The 16,810-nt window shown below is 68.3% G+C and carries 17 protein-coding genes, 1 other RNA gene and 1 pseudogene; 9 read left to right on the plus strand and 10 right to left on the minus strand.

Features of this window, described 5'->3' with window-relative positions:
• Positions 1-111: 111 nt before the first annotated feature.
• The 3 genes from E5P3_RS05105 to E5P3_RS05115 are packed head-to-tail and all read left to right on the plus strand — an operon-like array spanning position 112 to position 3,126.
• Entirely contained in the window at positions 112-882 is a 771-nt protein-coding gene (locus E5P3_RS05105) for a LamB/YcsF family protein (protein ID WP_162584985.1), read from the plus strand.
• Positions 883-901: 19 nt separating this feature from the next.
• Positions 902-1,906, plus strand: a complete 1,005-nt coding sequence (locus E5P3_RS05110) for a Bug family tripartite tricarboxylate transporter substrate binding protein (RefSeq protein WP_162584986.1) — start codon at positions 902-904, stop codon at positions 1,904-1,906.
• A gap of 8 nt (positions 1,907-1,914) precedes the next feature.
• Entirely contained in the window at positions 1,915-3,126 is a 1,212-nt protein-coding gene (locus E5P3_RS05115; RefSeq protein ID WP_162584987.1) for a diaminopropionate ammonia-lyase, read from the plus strand.
• Positions 3,127-3,494: 368 nt separating this feature from the next.
• On the opposite strand, the gene E5P3_RS05120 is transcribed toward E5P3_RS05115, so the two are convergent.
• From E5P3_RS05120 to E5P3_RS36430, 3 genes and pseudogenes are all read right to left on the minus strand, one after another.
• Complete coding sequence (locus E5P3_RS05120) at positions 3,495-3,845, minus strand: esterase/lipase family protein (RefSeq protein ID WP_162584988.1); 351 nt, start codon at positions 3,843-3,845, stop codon at positions 3,495-3,497.
• Positions 3,846-3,853: 8 nt separating this feature from the next.
• A complete protein-coding gene (locus E5P3_RS05125; protein WP_162584989.1) occupies positions 3,854-4,159 on the minus strand; it encodes a DUF1330 domain-containing protein in 306 nt (101 codons plus the stop codon).
• Between the two features lie 268 nt (positions 4,160-4,427).
• Positions 4,428-4,637, minus strand: a pseudogene (locus E5P3_RS36430) (JAB domain-containing protein); the annotation flags it as partial.
• Here E5P3_RS36430 and pyrC point away from each other — a divergent pair.
• The 3 genes from pyrC (at position 4,542) to E5P3_RS05145 (ending at position 7,067) form a co-directional block, all read left to right on the plus strand.
• Positions 4,542-5,582: a dihydroorotase gene (pyrC, locus tag E5P3_RS05135; protein WP_162584991.1), complete on the plus strand. Its 1,041-nt coding sequence runs from the start codon at positions 4,542-4,544 to the stop codon at positions 5,580-5,582. The pseudogene E5P3_RS36430 and the gene pyrC overlap by 96 nt on opposite strands.
• Positions 5,579-6,295 (plus strand): NYN domain-containing protein, encoded by a 717-nt coding sequence (locus E5P3_RS05140; RefSeq protein WP_162584992.1) that lies wholly within the window; start codon positions 5,579-5,581, stop codon positions 6,293-6,295. The genes pyrC and E5P3_RS05140 overlap by 4 nt, the downstream gene beginning before the upstream one ends.
• 76 nt (positions 6,296-6,371) lie before the next feature.
• A complete protein-coding gene (locus E5P3_RS05145) occupies positions 6,372-7,067 on the plus strand; it encodes a DUF3025 domain-containing protein (protein ID WP_162589540.1) in 696 nt (231 codons plus the stop codon).
• On the opposite strand, the gene E5P3_RS05150 is transcribed toward E5P3_RS05145, so the two are convergent.
• From E5P3_RS05150 to E5P3_RS05170, 5 genes are read right to left on the minus strand one after another with little or no spacing between them, the layout of a single operon-like run.
• Positions 7,039-8,076 (minus strand): 2Fe-2S iron-sulfur cluster-binding protein, encoded by a 1,038-nt coding sequence (locus E5P3_RS05150; RefSeq protein WP_162584993.1) that lies wholly within the window; start codon positions 8,074-8,076, stop codon positions 7,039-7,041. The two genes, E5P3_RS05145 and E5P3_RS05150, sit on opposite strands and share 29 nt — an antisense overlap.
• Complete coding sequence (locus E5P3_RS05155; protein ID WP_162584994.1) at positions 8,073-9,041, minus strand: PdxA family dehydrogenase; 969 nt, start codon at positions 9,039-9,041, stop codon at positions 8,073-8,075. Before E5P3_RS05155 ends, E5P3_RS05150 begins: the two co-directional genes overlap by 4 nt.
• Positions 9,038-9,502, minus strand: coding sequence for an aromatic-ring-hydroxylating dioxygenase subunit beta (locus E5P3_RS05160; protein WP_162584995.1), 465 nt, complete (start codon positions 9,500-9,502; stop codon positions 9,038-9,040). The genes E5P3_RS05155 and E5P3_RS05160 overlap by 4 nt, the downstream gene beginning before the upstream one ends.
• Positions 9,503-9,552: 50 nt before the next feature.
• The gene (locus tag E5P3_RS05165; RefSeq protein WP_162584996.1) at positions 9,553-10,794 is read right to left on the minus strand and encodes an aromatic ring-hydroxylating dioxygenase subunit alpha; all 1,242 of its coding nucleotides are present in this window, start codon (positions 10,792-10,794) and stop codon (positions 9,553-9,555) included.
• Positions 10,795-10,804: 10 nt separating this feature from the next.
• Positions 10,805-11,773, minus strand: coding sequence for a Bug family tripartite tricarboxylate transporter substrate binding protein (locus E5P3_RS05170; protein ID WP_162584997.1), 969 nt, complete (start codon positions 11,771-11,773; stop codon positions 10,805-10,807).
• 83 nt (positions 11,774-11,856) lie between these two features.
• Between E5P3_RS05170 and E5P3_RS05175 the strand changes: the two genes are divergently transcribed.
• Both E5P3_RS05175 and htpX read left to right on the plus strand, forming a co-directional pair.
• Positions 11,857-12,657 (plus strand): IclR family transcriptional regulator domain-containing protein, encoded by an 801-nt coding sequence (locus E5P3_RS05175; protein ID WP_162584998.1) that lies wholly within the window; start codon positions 11,857-11,859, stop codon positions 12,655-12,657.
• 185 nt (positions 12,658-12,842) lie between these two features.
• A complete protein-coding gene (gene htpX / locus E5P3_RS05180) occupies positions 12,843-13,721 on the plus strand; it encodes a protease HtpX (protein ID WP_162584999.1) in 879 nt (292 codons plus the stop codon).
• A gap of 30 nt (positions 13,722-13,751) precedes the next feature.
• Here htpX and E5P3_RS05185 read toward each other — a convergent pair whose 3' ends face one another.
• Entirely contained in the window at positions 13,752-15,407 is a 1,656-nt protein-coding gene (locus E5P3_RS05185) for an NAD(P)/FAD-dependent oxidoreductase (protein ID WP_162585000.1), read from the minus strand.
• 65 nt (positions 15,408-15,472) lie between these two features.
• Positions 15,473-16,393 (minus strand): cysteine synthase A, encoded by a 921-nt coding sequence (gene cysK, locus E5P3_RS05190; protein ID WP_162585001.1) that lies wholly within the window; start codon positions 16,391-16,393, stop codon positions 15,473-15,475.
• Between the two features lie 89 nt (positions 16,394-16,482).
• On the opposite strand from cysK, the gene rnpB reads away from it, so the two are divergent.
• Positions 16,483-16,809: RNase P RNA component class A (gene rnpB / locus E5P3_RS05195), an RNA gene on the plus strand.
• Position 16,810 lies beyond the last annotated feature (1 nt).

The following is a 16,810-nucleotide window of genomic DNA, read 5'->3' on the forward strand; positions in this document are numbered from 1 at the left end:
AAAACGTTGCGTCAACCTTGCCAATTCTGCACACCTGTCCCGCGACTTCGTCAATACCATTTCGTCTGGTACCTCATCTCCCGCGAATCTCTCTTGAACAGGAACACATCCATGACCCAGGTCAACCTGAACGCCGACATGGGCGAAAGCTTCGGCAAATACACCATCGGCAACGACGAGGAGTTGATGAAGATCATCCAGTCGGCCAACATCGCCTGCGGCTTCCACGCAGGCGACCCGACAGTGATGACGCGCACGGTCCGGCTCGCCAGCGAGAACGGGGTGTCGATAGGCGCACATCCGGGCTTCAACGATCTCTGGGGCTTCGGCCGCCGGCAGATCCGGATGAATGCGCGCGACCTCGAATACATGATCACATACCAGATCGGCGCGCTGCAAGCGATCGCCCATGGTGCTTCGGCCAAGGTCACGCACGTAAAGCCGCATGGCGCGCTGAACAACATGGCGCACGTCGACCTGGAAGTGGCGACGGCGATTGCGCGCGGCATCCGCGCTGCGGACCCGGAGCTGATCTTCGTGGCCAATGCCTGCTCGGAGATGGTGACCGCAGGCCATGCGGCCGGACTGCGCGTCGCCGAGGAAGCCTACGTCGACCGAACCTATTCCGACACCGGTCTCATGACCTCACGCACTGAGGAAGACGCCATCATCAAGGACGCGGAGGTGGCGGTCCGCCAAGTGCTCTCCTTCATCGAGGAGCAGGCCGTCATCACGCGGTCCGGCAAGCGGCTTGCGGCGCGCATCCAGACCTTCTGCACGCACGGCGACGAGCCCACGGCCGTCGCGCTGGCGAGCAAGGTGCACGAGCAACTCAAGCAGCGCGGAATCCAGCTGGTACCGCTGACCGACATGAAGTTCTGAACACGAGGATCCATACACCATGCACTTTCATCATCTCCATTGCCGTCCGGCTCGAAGGGCTGCGCTACTCACTATCGCCCTGGCCGGCATTGCGCTTGCCCACACCGCACCCACGCGCGCGGACACCTACCCCGAGCGGCCGATACGCATCGTTGTGCCATTCCCGGCGGGCGGGTATTCCGATGCGCTGGCCCGCATCATCGCGCTCGACATGGGCAAGTCCTTCGGCCAGGCCGCGATGGTGGACAACCGGCCTGGCGCCGGCGGCAACATCGGCGCCGACCTCGTGGCGAAGAGCCCTGCCGACGGCTACACGCTGGTGATGGGCACGATCGGGACGCACGCGATCAACGCTACGCTCTATCAGAAGGTGCCCTTCGACGGCGTCAAGGACTTCGCGCCGGTGGCCTTCGTGGCGGACGCGGAGACCGTGCTCGTGGTCAACCCGTCCGTGCCCGCACGCACGCCAAAGGAGTTGATCGCGCTGGCGAAGGCCAAGCCCAATGAAATGACGTTCGCGTCCGGAGGGGCGGGCACCACCGGGCACCTGGCGGGAGAGCTGTTCAAGGCGGCGACCGGAACCTCGATGACGCACATTCCGTATAAGGGAAACGCACCCGCACTGACGGACCTTGTCGCCGGGCAGGTCTCGCTGTCGTTCGCGACGCTGCAGCCGGCGCTGCCCTTCATCAAGGCCGGCAAGCTCGTTCCGCTGGCCACGCTGGGCAAGACGCGCTCACCCGCGCTGCCGAACGTGCCGACGCTGGAGGAGTCGGGAATGCGCGGATTCGAAGTGCGCAACTGGACGGGCATCCTTGCCCCGGCAGGCACCCCGTCCGTGGTGCTGAAGAAGCTGTCGGACGAAATCGACAAGGTCATGCGCACGGAGGAAGTGCAGGCCAAGCTGCAGAACGAGGGGCTCAAATACACGCCGATGGGGCCCGCGGTGTTCAGCCAGTTCGTGAAGTCCGAGACGGATAAGTGGGCCAAGGTCGTGAAGGCGGCCGGCGTCCAGGCCGACTGAGCCGACGCATGCTCTTCAACAATCCGCACGCGTGCCGGCGCGCCTATCCGGACGAACTGCGAGACATCCTGAGCATCGCGCAGGCAAGGCGAACGCGACGCTGGCTATCGACGTGGCCCATGCTTTCACCCGGGCCGACACCGCTGTGGCGCCTTCCCGACCTGGCGCGCGAACTCGGCGTAGCGGGGATCTTCGTGAAGGACGAGTCGAAGCGATCGCCGCTGGGCAGCTTCAAGGCGCTGGGCGCGCCAGCTGCGCTGGTGCACCTGGTCCTGCGCGAGCATCCCGGATGGGATCCGGAAGACCTGCTGCGCGGCGCCCACAAGGCTGAGCTGCGAGGGCTGGTCGTGATCACCGCCACCGATGGCAACCACGGCCGGGCACTGGCCGGTGCGGCCCGCAGTGCCGGCGTGCGTTGCGTCGTCGTGCTTCACAAGCACGTGAGCGCCGAGCGCGAAACAGAAATCGCGGAACTCGGCGCCGAGATCATCCGCGTGGAGGGGAATTACGACGCATCGGTCGCGCATGCGGCGGAGCTCGCTCGGCAGAGCGGATGGCAAGTGGTCTCGGATACCTCGTACGAGGGATATGAGACCGTGCCCCGTGACGTGATGCAGGGCTACGGAACGATCGTCGACGAGCTGCTCGAGCAGGAGGGTGGCTCTGCGCCATTCACGCACGTGATCCTGCAGGGCGGTGTCGGCGGCCTGGCCGCAGGGATCGCTAGCTATCTGTGGGAGGCCTTCGGCGCGGCACGGCCTGCACTCGCCGTTGTCGAGCCGCGCCAGGCGGACTGCTTGCTGCAAAGCGCGATGCGGGGACGGCCCTCGCGGGCCACCGGCTCCGTCGATTCGGTCATGGCGGGGTTGGCGTGCGGCGAGGCCTCTCCGCTGGCCTGGCGTTTCCTCGAAGGCTCCATCGACGGGTTCCTAACCATCGAGGACGAGCAGGCCGTCGAGGCGATGCGGCGAATGGCTAGAGGATCGCGCGGGGACATCCCCATCGTCAGCGGTGAATCGGGTGCCGCCGGCGTGGCAGCTCTCTGCGAACTCGCTCAGTCGGGGATGCTGCGCGCGCGCTCTTCCATCGATGCGGAATCGAGGATTTTGCTGATCAACACCGAGGGCGCCACGGCGCCTTCGGTGTACCGGGAACTTGCGGGCATCGATGCGGCCGAGGTCCTGCAAAGGCAGTGCGACTGGTCTGTCACAGAGCCTTGAGTTCCCGCGATTGCACCTTTACTGGCGCCGAGCGTTCGGAAGAACGATCGCGCCATCTGACCAGACGGTGCCACTCCAGAGGAATAGCAAGGGAAGCGCCAGCGTTACGCAACTGGTTTCTGGCTCGTCCCTAGGTCGGCCGAGCAAGCTTCTACTGGCACCGTAGCGAGCTTGTGCGCGTCGTTCTCCATGCGGACAACCACTAGCAATTCGAAGCAGCGAGCCGACGAGGTAGCCGGTGTTCTGTTGCAGGTCGTGTCGATAGAAGTCGACTGCAAGTTGCGGCATTCGGCGCAGGTCTTCCTGTTGCAAAAGGGATGGCCAGGGCTCTGCAAAAACACCGCCGTGTAGATGTGAGTACTGGACTATCAACAGCCAGAAGTGCTGAGCGTCGGCTTCGGAGCATCGCCAACTTCCGGATCGGGCCCCGTTGCGACATTCAGGGCCTTGGTGCGCCGCACGCCATCTCGCATCTGCAGGTAGTACCGCGACACGATGCACCCCATCCTGAAGCCGACGAGAGCCACCTCGGCATCGCTGCCCAGATGCCGGTCGATGTACGCATGGAGTTTGGCGACAAGGTCCTCGATCCCGGTCCTGCCGTCCGCCGGCTTGAGCGCCGGCACCCAGCATCGATGTCCCGCGTCGGCGAGCGCGTCGGCCAGGCGCCGGAAGACCGCGCCGTTGTCGAAGATGCCATGGACCAGGACGACGTCCATCGCCCCCATCAGCCCGGCTGCGGTCCGTCGTAGCCCTCGATGATGACCAGGTCGATGGTCGATACAGGCGCCCTCAGCGCGATGGCAGCCTGGTACTCAGGCGATTTCCAGCAGTCGAGCGCGGCCTGGTAAGAGGGGAACTCGATCACCACATTGCGGCTGCGGCTCGTCCCTTCCGGGTTCTCGAAGTTGCCCGCGCGCACCAGGAAGCGGGCCCCGAACTTCCTGAACGGTTCGGCATTGGCTGCGATGTAGGCCTTGTACTTTTCAGGGTCGGCAACATCGACCCGTGCGATCCAGTATCCCTTTGCCATGCGATTCTCCGAGTGGTGAGGAGAGGGAGTTTGGCGGAGGCCGGCCTTGCAGGGCAAGGCTCCTGCCGGCGCCGCGTTGTTCAAGCTGAAGCGGGCGCAGGCCTTGCTGTTCATCACCTGGGCAGCGGTGGCGATGCGCGCAGGTTGAACAATCAGAAGCGCGAGTGCTCCCTGAAGCTGTAGAACTCGCCGTCCCCAATGATGATGAAGTCCTGCAGAAGCAACTGGTGGAGCTCGCCAAGTGCATGCAAGCGAACGCTGTTTCGATGTCTGCCACGGAAGGTTGGCAGTGGCCGGACGGATGGTTGTGGACCACGATGATTGTCGCGGCGCGTAACTCGCCGACGTGCGCGCCAGTCCGACCCAATGGGACAATCCCCCCATGACCAGCCCCGCCCAGACCCTCACCCTCATCCGCCCCGACGACTGGCACCTGCATGTGCGCGACGGAGACGCCCTGCAAGCCGTAGTGCCGCATTCGGCGCGCCAGTTCGGCCGGGCGCTGATCATGCCCAACCTGCGCCCGCCGGTGACCACGGCCGAGCAGGCCAGGGCCTACCGCGATCGCATCCGCGCCGCCGTGCCCGAAGGCCTGGATTTCGAACCGGTCATGTCGCTGTACCTGACCGACAAGCTGCCGCCCGAGGAGATCCCGCGCGCCGCCGCGGCCGGGGTGTGCGCCCTCAAGCTCTACCCCGCCGGGGCGACCACCAACAGCGATGCCGGCGTGACCGACATCCGCAAGACCTACCCGACGCTCGAAGCCATGCAGGAGCACGGCCTGCTGCTGCTGGTGCACGGCGAGGTGACTGACCCCGCGGTTGATCTCTTCGACCGCGAGGCCGTCTTCATCGAGCGCGTGATGATCCCGCTGCGCCGCGATTTCCCCGAGCTCAAGATCGTGTTCGAGCACCTGACGACGAAGGAAGGCGCCCAGTACGTGCGCGACGCGGACCGCTTCACCGCCGCCACCATCACCGCGCACCACCTTCTCTACAACCGCAATGCGATCTTCACCGGCGGCATCCGGCCGCACTACTACTGCCTGCCGGTGCTCAAGCGCGAGACCCATCGCGTCGCGCTGGTCGAGGCCGCCACCAGCGGCAGCCCGCGCTTCTTCCTCGGCACCGACAGTGCGCCGCACCCCGCGCATCTCAAGGAGCACGCGCTGGGCTGCGCCGGCTGCTACACCGCGCTGACGGCGCTGGAGCTCTACGCCGAGGCCTTCGAGAGCGCCGGCGCGCTCGACAAGCTCGAAGGCTTCGCCAGCTTCCACGGCGCCGACTTCTACGGCCTGCCGCGCAACACCGACACCGTGACGCTGAAGCGCGAAAGCTGGACCGTGCCTGAGACGCTGCCTTATGGCGAGGCCACGCTCAAGCCCTTGCGCGGCGGCGAGACGCTGGCCTGGAGGTTGGCATGAGCATGGTGATGCTGCTGATCGATGCCGACAACGTGTCGGCCGACGTGATCGAGCAGGCGGTGCAGCGCACGCTGGCCGACCAGGGCGCGATCCATGTGCGCCGTGCCTACTGCAATGCCGAGACCGCCCTCAAGCACCAGGCGCTCTTCAAGCGCCTCTCGGTGCGGCCGATGGTCAACCTGGCCTCGGGCAAGAACAGCACCGACATCGCGCTCGCGGTCGACGCCATGGACCTCGTGGTGGTGGAGCGGCCCGATCTCGTGGTGCTGGTGTCGTCCGACTCGGACTTCGCGCCGCTGGTGATTCGCCTGCGCGAGAAGGGCTGCCGCGTGTGCGGCATCGGCCAGCAGGGCAAGACGGGCGAGGAGACGGTAGCCGTCTACGACAGCTTCATCGATCTGCAGCACCAGTCCGCGGGGCGGCCTGCCCCGGTCAAGCGCCCCGCCCGCGCACGGCGAGCCAAGGCCCAGGAGGTCGCGCCGCCGGCGCCCATGCTGCCGGACGACGTGCTGCGCATCCTCGATGCGGTGCCCGAGCTCCTGCGCGGCGACAGGGTCGAGCTCAACCACGCGGCCGAGCGCCTGCGGGGCGCCAAGCTGCTGGGCAAGAGCGCGAGCTCGCCCAAGCTGTTCAAGAAATTCCCGGAGCTGTTCCTGTTGACGCCGGAGAAGACACCGAACAAGGTGCAGTACGTCGGCCCTGCCGTGTCGTGAGTGCCCCGTGAGCGCGCCACGGGGCTTCGACCCCGACCGGCCCTGGCTTGCGCCCTATGCGCCGCGGGCCGCGGCGATGGCGGCATCGCTGGCGCAGGGCGGCGACGCGGCGGCGGTGCTGTCGCAGGCGGCGCCGGGCATCGCGCTGCCGGCCGGCCCCCTGCGCTTCGTGCCAGCCGATGCCGCGCCCGCCGGCGAAGCCTACGAGGCCTTCATCTTCCGAACGGCCCAGGTGCCCACCCGCGACAACCTGCACGACTTCTTCAACGGCCTGGTCTGGCTGCATTTCCCGCGTGCCAAGCGGCGGCTCAACGCGTTGCAGGCGGCCGAGATCGCGCGCGCCGGCATCGGCGCGACGCGTGGTCCGTTGCGCGATGCGCTGACGCTTTTCGACGAGAACGGAGTGGTGCTCGATGCGCCCCCGGCGCTGTGGCAGGCGCTGCTCGCGCGCGACTGGCAGCGCCTCTTCGTGAGCGAACGCGCGCTGTGGCAAGAGGCGCGGCTGCTGGTCTTCGGCCACGCCCTGCTCGAAAAGCTCGTCGCGCCGCGCAAGGCGCTCACGGCGCATGTGCTGCGGGCGCCGGACGCAGGCCGCGCGATCCCGATCGACGATGCGGCCATCGCGGCCGCCCTGCAGCCCGCGCACCTCGCGGCCAAGCCCTTCGCGCCGCTGCCCCTGCTGGGCGTGCCGGGCTGGTGGCCGGCCAACGAGGCGCCCGGCTTCTACGACGACGCGGCGGTCTTCAGGCCGCCGCGGTTTCCGCGGCACTGAGCGCCGGCCCCTCGACGAACACGTCGGCATGGAAGTCGGCGGCGGCAAGGCCGAGCTGCCGCACCGCCAGCTCGCGCACCGCCTGCACCATGCCCGGCGAGCCGCAGCAGTAGAGCTCGTGTCCCGCAAGGTCGGGGCAGCGGGCCTGCAGGGCCTGGTCCACGCGGCCCGCGAAGGCGTCCTCGGTGTCCTCGGCGGCTTCCTCGCTCAAGGCCGCGATGAAGCGGAAGGACGCGGGCCATTGCCGCTGCCACTTCGCCACCGCCGATCGCAGGTAGATGCCCTCGGCGCGGCGCGAACCCCAGATCAGCGTGACCGGCCGTTCGACGCGGCGCTTCGCCATGTCGTCGAGGATGGACTTGATGGGCGCGAAGCCGGTGCCGCCGGCCACGAAGACGATGGGCCGCGTCGAGGCGGTGTCCAGCGTCACGGCGCCGAAGGGCAGCTCGACATCGAGCAGGTCTCCCTGCTGCAGCCCCGGCACGCGGGCGCTGAAGGCGCCGCCCGGCACATGGCGGATGTGCAGGGTGAGCGCGTCGCTCTCGTGCGGCGCATTGGCCATCGAGTAGCAGCGCGTGCTGCCGTCGCCCACCGCGAGCTGCAGGTACTGCCCGGCATGGAACTTGGCGCGCTGCCCGGCCGGCAGGCGCAGCTGCAGCACCGATACGTCGGGCGCGGCCAACTGGTTGCGGAACACCTTGGCGGTGAAGCGCTTGCGCGCGCCGGGGTCGATGCGGTGCCAGGTTGCCGGCTGGATCTGCAGGTCGGTCGTTGGGGTGCACATGCAATAGAGCACCTGCTCCGGCGTGCAGCTCTCGTTGCGGATCGAGGCGCCCTCGAGGCCGGCGACCTCGCCCTGCGCGATACCGCCGGCGCAATTGCCGCACACGCCCTTGCGGCAGGAATAGGGCAGTTCGATGCCGGCGCGCAGGGCCGCGTCCAGCACGCTCTGGTTCTCGGCGCAGTCGAAGGCGATGTCGCTGCCGGCGATGGCGATGCGATGGCTCATGGCGTGGTGTTCCTCATGCCTGACAACAGGTGGATGGTGCGCAGCAGCGCGCCCGGATCGGCGATGCCGCGGCCCGCGATGTCCATCGCGCTGCCATGGCCCACGCTGGACAGCAGCACCCCGGCGCCGATGGACAGCGCGCTGGCTGCGTTCGGCGCCAGCAGCTTGATGGGGATGTGGCCCTGGTCGTGCAGCATCGCGACGTAGAGGTCGTGCCTGCGCTGCGCCAGCAGCAGGTCGGCACCCTGCGGGCCGTCGACCTGAAGGCCCTCGGCGCGCAGCGCGCGCACCGCCGGCTCGACGACGGCCTCGTCCTCGGGGCCGAAGAGCCCGCCTTCGGAGGCATGCGGATTGATGCCGAAGACGCCGATGGACGGCGCCGCCACGCCCAGCAGCGCGCAGGCACGCGCACCGGCACGCGCTGCATCCGCGACGAGCCCGGGCGTGAGCCGGCCGAGCGCCGTGCGGACGCTTTCGTGCAGCGTCGCATGCACGATACGCAGGCCCCCGCCCACCAGCATCAGGAACACGCTGTCTTCCGGCTGGCCGCAAACGCGCGCCACCAGCGAGGGGTAGCCGCTGAAGGTGATGCCGGCCTGGTGGATCGCGGTCTCGTGATGCGGGCAGGCCACCACGGCATCGAACTCGCCGCGCCGGCAGGCCTCGATGGCGGCACTGGCCGAGGCCACGGCCGAGGCGCCTGCGGCGGCCTCGATGCGGCCAGGCTGCGCCGCGTGGGTCGGCAGTTCGCCGACGTCGACCCGGTGCAGCGTGGCCAGCAGCGCATCGAGTTGCAACTGCGCCGCCGTGCGTTCGAACACACTGCGCGGGCCGAACAGCGTGATGCATTCGCGCGTGCCGGCCGGCAGGGCTGCCATCGCCTTGAGCGCGATTTCGGGTCCGATGCCGTTAGGGTCCCCGGCCGCTAGCGCCAGCCGGCGCGCGGGTGCCGCCGTGCTGCTCATAAGGGCAGTGCGAGCAGCGTGTCCGTCACCGTGCTGTCGCACACGGCCACGCGCGACTGCAGCTTGAGCTGCCCGTCCTGCTGCACGAAGCGGTCCTGGTAGACGCCCGTGGCGAAGACCTCGGTCTGGCCGGTGGCCATGATGCGCGCCACCAGGAAGGGCGTGCTCGCCTCGGCGCCGTCGGCGCTGGCCTGCTGGACCAGCGGGATGCCCAACAGGTGCCGGTAGCGCTGCCGCTCATAGATGTTGGCCTCGCGCAGCGCCGCGATCCGGTCCTCCAGCATCGCGCGCGAGTCGGCGTAGACGATGCCGGCAGGCAGGCCTTCGCGCTCGTTCTCCACGTGCGTGATGCGGTAGTGGCAGTCCTCGGTGAAGTAGTCGGGCCATTGCTCCAGCGCATCGCTGTCGATGGTGTGTGCATAGGCCGCGTTGAAGGCGCACAGCGCCAGCAGGTCGATCATCGTGTGTCTCTCTTGTCGCTCGTACCACTCGTACTCGGGCACCTGGGCACTCAGGCACCCATGTGGTGGCGGTAGGCCTTCCAGAAGCCGCGCACCGAAGCCTCGGTGGCGCGCCCTTCGCTCGATTCGGTGCTGCCGCCGCCCATCTCGACCACCGCCTCCTGGTCGCGCGCGCCGGCGATGCCGCGCTGCACGAAGCCGCCCACCGCGCCGTCCTCCATCGAGATGAAGCCTGCGGGCCCGATCAGGTTCGACTGCTTCAGGCGCACGCGGCGCTGCTCGGGCGTGTCGTCGGCATAGCCCAGGTACGTCCAGTTGAGCTCGGTGCGCTCCACGCCCTTGGGCAGCACCTGGCGCACCGCCAGGCAGTTCTGGATCTGCTGCAGCACGAAGCCGGGGAAGACCGAGAGGATCTGCAGGGTCACGCCGTCCTCGTATTCCTTGAAGCCGGCCAGCAGGCTCGGGTCCTTCAGGCGATAGCGGTCGTTGTCGGAGCGCAGCGCCTGCTCCTTGTACGAGGCGTCCTTCTCCGCCGCCGGATCGATCATGGAGTAGCTCACGTGGTGGCCGCCGCTCTCGTCGACGATCACGCCGCCCTTCTGCGACAGGCGGTTGAGCTCGAAGGTGGTGAAGAACAGGTGCAGCAGGCTGGCGTGGTAGCTGTCCTTCACGTTCTCGACGTAGAGCTTCCAGTTGTTGGGCAGCGCCTGCGTGAAGCGGCCGATGACCTCCACCGGCTTGTGCAGCACGCGCTCGATGCGCGCGCAGATCTCCTCGCCCAGGTAGTCCTCGATGGCGGGCACGTCTTCGCTGAAGCTGCCGAACACCAGACCGCAGAAGGTGGCGATGCGCAGCTTGCGCGGGCCGTGCGCCTCCTTGCAGAAGTCGCTCGGCATGCCGCCCTGGCCCTTGACGCCTTTCTCGAATGCGACGCCGGTCAAGTCGCCCTGGCGGCTGTAGCTCCAGGCATGGTAGACGCACTGGAAGTTCTCGGCGCGGCCCGACTTCTCCAGCGCGATGAGGGCGCCGCGGTGGGCGCAGCGGTTCTCGAAGGCGTAGATCTCGCCGTCCTCGTCGCGCACCACCACCACCGGCGTCTCGCCGGCGAAGGTGGTGCGGTAGCTGCCGCTGTCGGGCAGCTCGGCCTCGAGGCACAGAAAGTTCCAGACCTCGCCGCGGAAGACGCGGGCCTGCTCGTCGGCGGCGGTCTGCGCGTCGCTGTAGAGCGCGAAGGGGATGCGCGTGAGGCCGGGACCGGCCCAATGGACGGGTTGGGGTGCGATGTGGTTCATGCCTTCAACCTCAATCGAGCGAGACATTCGCGCTCTTGATGACCTTGTCCCACTTGGCCGACTCGGCCTGGATGAACTTGCCCGTCTGGGCACTGTCCCAGCCGCGCGGCTCGGCGCCCTGCTCGGCGAACTTCTGCTTGACCTCGGGATGTGCCAGCGCGTCGGCGATGGCCTTCTGCGTCGAGGCGACCTTGGACGTCGGCGTGCCGGGCGGCGCCACCACCGCGAACCATGTCACGGCGTTCATGGCGGGCAGCTTCTGCTCGGCGAAGGTGGGCACATCGGGCAGGGCGGGCGAGCGCTGGCCGTCGGCCACGCCCAGGATGCGCAGCTTGCCGGCCTGGTGGAAGGGCAGCGAGGAGCTGAGGTTGTCGAAGAACACGTCGATCTGGCCGCCCACCAGGTCCACCAGCGCGGGAGCCGTGCCCTTGTACGGGATGTGGACCATCTCGACGCCGGTCAGCTGCATGAACATGCTGGCCGTCAGGTGCGAAGTGGTGCCGTTGCCCTGCGAGCCGTAGCTCAGCTTGCCGGGGTTGGCCTTGGCGTAGGCGATGAACTCCTGCACGTTCTTCACCGGCAGCTTGGGGTTCACCACCAGCACGTTGGGGACCGTCGCGAGGACCGTGACGGGCACCCATTTGGACGGGTCGAAGGACAGCTTCTTGTAGAGGTGCTGGTTGATCGCGATCGGCGCCGGTGGCGAGACCATCAGGGTGTTGCCGTCGGGCTCGGAGCGGAACACCATCTCGGCGCCGATGTTGCCGCCCGCCCCGGTGCGGTTGTCGATCACCACGCCGCCGGGGAACTGCGCACGCAGCTTCTCGGCGACCACGCGAGGCAGGATGTCGGCAGTGCCGCCGGCCGGGTAGGGCACGACGAGTTTCAGCGCCTGGGGGCCTTGGGCGGTGGCGGTGCCGAGCAGGCAGGCGCCGGCCAGGCAGGCGGCGCTGGCGCGCCGTGCGAAGGTTTTCAGCATGGTGTCTTGTCTCCGTGGCAGACGTTCATCGGGTAGGGGAAGTGTCCGGTCCCCCGTCATCGCGGACAAGCTAGATTTGCGCTATGCGCAAGAAACTCGCCGAATCCCCAGGAGCTGCCGTTGTCGAAGGCAAGAACTTCGTCGCCTCGCTGCAAAAGGGCCTGGAGGTGCTGACCTGCTTCGGCCGCCAGCACAGCCGTCTCACCGTTTCCGAGGTGGGGCGCCTCACCGGTTGCTCGCCCGCCTCGGCGCGGCGCTCGCTGCTGACCCTGCAGGCGCTGGGCTATCTCGACGGCGACGGCAAGCGCTTCTGGATGTTGCCCAAGGCGCTGCTGGTGGCGCACGCCTACCTCGCCTCGCGGGCCACGCCCTCGCTGGCGCAGCCGCTTCTCGATGCGCTGTCGGAGCGCACGCGCGAGTCGGCGTCGCTGGGCAAGCTGCTGGGCGACCACGCGATCATCATCGCCCGCTCCACCGCGCGGCGCAGCCTCAGCACCGGCCTGGGCATCGGCTCGCGGCTGCCGGCCTACTGCTCGGCACTGGGGCGCGTGCTGCTCGCCAGCCTTCCGCCGGCGGAGGCCGAGCGGCGCGTGCGCGCGATGCCGAGGCAGCCGCTCACCGCGCGCACCGTGTACGAGCTGAGGCCGGTGCTGGCGCTGCTGGCGCGGTGCCGCGAGGAGGGCTACGCCGGCAACGACGGCGAGCTCGAACTGGGCGTGCGCTCCATGGCCGTGCCGGTGCACGACCGCAGCGGTGCGATGGTGGCCGCCATGAGCATCGCGGTGCGCACGGAGCGCATGAGCTTCGTCGAGTTCCGCGACGCCTTCCTGCCGGCGCTGCGCAAGGCCAGTGCCACGTTGGCAGGCCGGCTTTACCCCGAGTGAACGTAGTGGCGTGTTCATGGAGCGCGAACTTTTGCTCCTATGATCGATCCGAAGCCCGGCGCTGCGGCTGCCCAGAACCAAAGACAACGATTCCGCCCCCCGCTGTCGCGCTTGAAAACCCTGCTGACGGGCCTCATCTTTTCGCCACGGCGAGCGGCATCGCCTGAACCCACGGAGAAATCAGCTTGAAACGCATCCTTCTGTTCGTCCTCACCAACGTGCTGGTGGTCGCGGTGCTGGGCATCGTGGCCAGCCTGCTCGGCGTCAACCGCTACCTCACGCCGAACGGGCTCAACCTCACGGCCCTGCTCGGCTTCGCGCTGGTGATCGGCTTCGGCGGCGCGATCATCTCGCTGCTGATCAGCAAGCCGATGGCCAAGTGGACGGCCGGGGTGCGCATCATCAACGAGCCGCAGTCGCCCGACGAGGCCTGGATCGTGCAGACCGTGCGCAAGTTCGCCGACAAGGCCGGCATCGGCATGCCCGAGGTCGGCGTCTTCGAGGGCGAACCCAATGCCTTCGCCACCGGCGCCTTCAAGAATTCCTCGCTGGTGGCGGTGTCCACCGGGCTGCTCGCCAACATGACGCGCGAGGAGGTCGAGGCGGTGATCGGCCACGAGGTGGCGCACGTGGCCAATGGCGACATGGTGACCATGACCCTGATCCAGGGCGTGATGAACACCTTCGTCGTGTTCCTGTCGCGCGTCATCGGCTACGCGGTCGACGGCTTCCTGCGCCGCGGCAGCGACAACAACACGGGCCCCGGCATCGGCTACATGATCACCACGGTGGTGCTCGACATCGTGCTGGGCTTCGCGGCCGCGATCGTGGTGGCCTGGTTCTCGCGCCAGCGCGAGTTCCGCGCCGACGCCGGCGCGGCCCAGCTGATGGGCCGCAAGCAGCCGATGGTGAATGCGCTGGCCCGGCTGGGCGGCCTGCCGGCCGGCGAGTTGCCGAAGACAGTGGAAGCCATGGGCATCACGGGCAGCATCGGCAAGCTGTTTGCGACGCACCCGCCGATCGAGGAGCGCATCGCGGCGCTGCAGAACAGCGCGCAGCCCTGATGGCCCTTCGGTTCGAGGAAGAAGCCGCCGTCAGGCGGCTTTTTTCTGGGGTTCTGCGGTCGCGCGCGCCACTGCCTCCGCCACCTTGATGCCGTCCACCCCCGCCGACAGGATGCCCCCCGCATAGCTCGCGCCTTCGCCCGCCGGATAGAGGCCCCGCACGTTGAGGCTCTGGAAGTCCTCGCCGCGCGTGATCCTGATCGGCGAAGAGGTGCGTGTCTCGACGCCCGTCAGCACCGCGTCGTGCAGATCGAAGCCCTTGACCTTGCGGCCGAACGCGGGGAAGGCCTCGCGCATGGCCTCGATGGCGTAGGCGGGCAGGGCGGCATGCAGGTCGCCCGGCGTCACGCCCGGCTTGTACGAAGGCTCGACGCTGCCGAGTGCGCTGGAGGGCTTGCCGGCGACGAAGTCCCCGACCAGTTGGCCCGGCGCGCGGTAGTCGCCGCCGCCGAGCACGAAGGCGTTGGACTCCAGCGCCCGCTGCAGCGCGATACCCGCGAGCGGCGATCCGGTGCGGCCGTCCTCCCATCCGGGGTAGTCGCGCGGATCGATGCCCACAACGATGCCCGCGTTGGCGTTGCGCTCGTTGCGCGAATACTGGCTCATGCCGTTGGTGACGACGCGGCCGGGCTCGCTGGTGGCCGCGACCACCGTGCCGCCCGGGCACATGCAGAAGCTGTAGACCGAGCGGCCATTGCTCGCGTGATGCACCAGCTTGTAGTCGGCCGCGCCCAGAAGAGGATGGCCGGCATGCCGGCCCCAGCGCGCGCGGTCGATCAGGCCCTGCGGGTGCTCCACGCGAAAGCCGATGGAGAAGGGCTTGGCCTCGATGTGCACGCCGCGCTCGTGCAGCATCTCGAAGGTATCGCGCGAGCTGTGGCCAAGTGCCATCACCACATGGTCGGCGCGCAGTTCATGGCTTTGGCCGGTGCGCTGGTCGAGCACGGTCAGGCCTCGCAGCTGCCCGTTCTCGATATGCACGTCGGTCACGCGCTGCTCGAAGCGGATCTCGCCGCCGAGTGCGACGATCTGCTCGCGGATGTTCTCCACCACCTTCACCAGCTTGAAGGTGCCGATGTGCGGATGGGCGACGTAGAGGATCTCCGGCGGCGCGCCGGCCTTGACGAACTCCTCCATCACCTTGCGGCCGAGGAAGCGCGGGTCCTTGATCTGGCTGTAGAGCTTGCCGTCCGAGAAGGTGCCGGCCCCGCCTTCGCCGAACTGCACGTTCGACTCGGGGTTGAGCGTGCTCTTGCGCCACAGGCCCCAGGTATCCCGGGTGCGCTGGCGCACGGTCTTGCCGCGCTCCAGCACGATGGGTTTGAAGCCCATCTGCGCGAGCATCAGCGCGCAGAAGATGCCGCAGGGGCCGAAGCCCACGACGACCGGGCGCGGCGCGTCCTGGGCCGCGCGCGCGGGCGGGCGATAGGCCATGTCGGGTGCGGGCTGCACATGCGGACGGCCCGCATGCTTCGCCAGCACGGCCGCCTCGGCTTGCGCATCGGCCAGCGCCACGTCGACGATGTAGACCGTGAGCAGCTCGGCCTTGCGCGCATCGAAGCTGCGCTTGTAGACGGTGTGCGAGGCGATGTCGCCGGGCGCGATGCCCAGCGTGGAAGCGACCAGCGCGGGCAGAGCCTCGGGCGCATGGTCGAGGGGGAGCTTGAGTTCGGAGACGCGGATCATGGCGGACGGCCCGTGGTGATCGGGCAGGTGGCGCTTGAGGGAGCCGCGATTGTCGCAGCGTGGCGCTATGCCGGCAGGAACCCTTCCACCGACAGATACCGCTCCCCCGTGTCGTAGTTGAACCCCAGCACCACCGCATCGCGCGCCAGCTCCGGCAGCTTCTGCGCGATCGCGGTGAGTGTGGCGCCGGAAGAGATGCCGACAAGCATCCCCTCTTCCGCGGCGCAGCGCCGCGCCATCTCGCGCGCCGGCTCGGCGTCGACCTGGATCACGCCGTCGAGCAGCTCCGTATCGAGGTTCTTCGGGATGAAGCCGGCGCCGATGCCCTGGATCGGGTGCGGCGAGGGCGGGCCGCCGGAAATCACGGGCGAGGCCACCGGCTCCACCGCGAAGACCTTCAGCCTGGGCCATTTCTTCTTTAGCACGCGGGCACAGCCGGTGATGTGGCCGCCGGTGCCCACGCCGGTGATCAGCACGTCGATGCCGTCGGGGAAGTCTGCCGCGATCTCCTCGGCCGTGGTGCGCGCGTGCACCTCGACATTGGCCGGGTTGTCGAACTGCTGCGGCATCCAGGCGCCGGGCGTGCCGGCCACGATCTCCTCGGCGCGCGCGATCGAGCCCTTCATGCCCTTCTCGCGCGGCGTCAGGTCGAAGCTCGCGCCGTAGGCCAGCATCAGGCGCCGGCGCTCGACCGACATGCTGTCGGGCATCACCAGGACCAGCTTGTAGCCCTTGACGGCGGCGACCATCGCCAGGCCGATGCCGGTGTTGCCCGAGGTGGGCTCGACGATGGTGCCGCCGGGCTTCAGCGCACCGGAGCGCTCGGCCTCCTCGACCATCGCCAGCGCGATGCGGTCCTTGATCGAGCCGCCGGGGTTGGCGCGTTCGCACTTGATCCACACCTCTTGCGTCGCATGGCCGAACAGGCGCTGGATGCGCACGTGCGGCGTGCTGCCGATGGTCTGCAGGATGTTCTGGGCTTTCATTCGATCTCCTTGGGATGGCCGATGGGGCGAAGCGGCCATTCTGTAGGAGTCGGGGCGACCGTGCCTGCAGGCGACATAATCGGGCCCGTGAAGCGCGCCGGACCGCCGCTGGTGCAAGTCCCGAAAGGGCGCACTGGAGGAAAGTCCGGACTGCACAGGACAGCGCAGGAGTTAACGGCTCTCCACCGCGAGGTGAGGATCAGAGCAACAGAGACGAGTCGGCCGGGGCAACCCGGCCGGGTGAAACGGGCAATCTCTGCGCGCAGCAACACCAAGTAGGCCAACGTCGATGTGGTTCCGCAGAGTTGGCGGGTAGGTGGCACCGAGCCGTCTGGCGACAGACGGCCCAGAGTAATGGCGGTCACGTCGGGGGAAACCTCGACGCACAGAATCCGGCTTACAGGCGCGCTTCACACT

Origin of the sequence: Variovorax sp. RA8, from assembly GCF_901827175.1 — a bacterium.
Classification (GTDB): Bacteria; Pseudomonadota; Gammaproteobacteria; order Burkholderiales; family Burkholderiaceae_C; genus Variovorax.

Excerpts from the sequence above, each read along its gene's own strand:
- E5P3_RS05105 (WP_162584985.1), top strand. The coding sequence starts at position 112 with ATGACCCAGGTCAACCTGAACGCCGACATGGGCGAAAGCTTCGGCAAA.
- E5P3_RS05110 (WP_162584986.1), top strand. The coding sequence starts at position 902 with ATGCACTTTCATCATCTCCATTGCCGTCCGGCTCGAAGGGCTGCGCTA.
- E5P3_RS05115 (WP_162584987.1), top strand. The coding sequence starts at position 1,915 with ATGCTCTTCAACAATCCGCACGCGTGCCGGCGCGCCTATCCGGACGAA.
- E5P3_RS05120 (WP_162584988.1), bottom strand. The coding sequence starts at position 3,845 with ATGGACGTCGTCCTGGTCCATGGCATCTTCGACAACGGCGCGGTCTTC.
- E5P3_RS05125 (WP_162584989.1), bottom strand. The coding sequence starts at position 4,159 with ATGGCAAAGGGATACTGGATCGCACGGGTCGATGTTGCCGACCCTGAA.
- pyrC (WP_162584991.1), top strand. The coding sequence starts at position 4,542 with ATGACCAGCCCCGCCCAGACCCTCACCCTCATCCGCCCCGACGACTGG.
- E5P3_RS05140 (WP_162584992.1), top strand. The coding sequence starts at position 5,579 with ATGAGCATGGTGATGCTGCTGATCGATGCCGACAACGTGTCGGCCGAC.
- E5P3_RS05145 (WP_162589540.1), top strand. The coding sequence starts at position 6,372 with ATGGCGGCATCGCTGGCGCAGGGCGGCGACGCGGCGGCGGTGCTGTCG.
- E5P3_RS05150 (WP_162584993.1), bottom strand. The coding sequence starts at position 8,076 with ATGAGCCATCGCATCGCCATCGCCGGCAGCGACATCGCCTTCGACTGC.
- E5P3_RS05155 (WP_162584994.1), bottom strand. The coding sequence starts at position 9,041 with ATGAGCAGCACGGCGGCACCCGCGCGCCGGCTGGCGCTAGCGGCCGGG.
- E5P3_RS05160 (WP_162584995.1), bottom strand. The coding sequence starts at position 9,502 with ATGATCGACCTGCTGGCGCTGTGCGCCTTCAACGCGGCCTATGCACAC.
- E5P3_RS05165 (WP_162584996.1), bottom strand. The coding sequence starts at position 10,794 with ATGAACCACATCGCACCCCAACCCGTCCATTGGGCCGGTCCCGGCCTC.
- E5P3_RS05170 (WP_162584997.1), bottom strand. The coding sequence starts at position 11,773 with ATGCTGAAAACCTTCGCACGGCGCGCCAGCGCCGCCTGCCTGGCCGGC.
- E5P3_RS05175 (WP_162584998.1), top strand. The coding sequence starts at position 11,857 with ATGCGCAAGAAACTCGCCGAATCCCCAGGAGCTGCCGTTGTCGAAGGC.
- E5P3_RS05185 (WP_162585000.1), bottom strand. The coding sequence starts at position 15,407 with ATGATCCGCGTCTCCGAACTCAAGCTCCCCCTCGACCATGCGCCCGAG.
- cysK (WP_162585001.1), bottom strand. The coding sequence starts at position 16,393 with ATGAAAGCCCAGAACATCCTGCAGACCATCGGCAGCACGCCGCACGTG.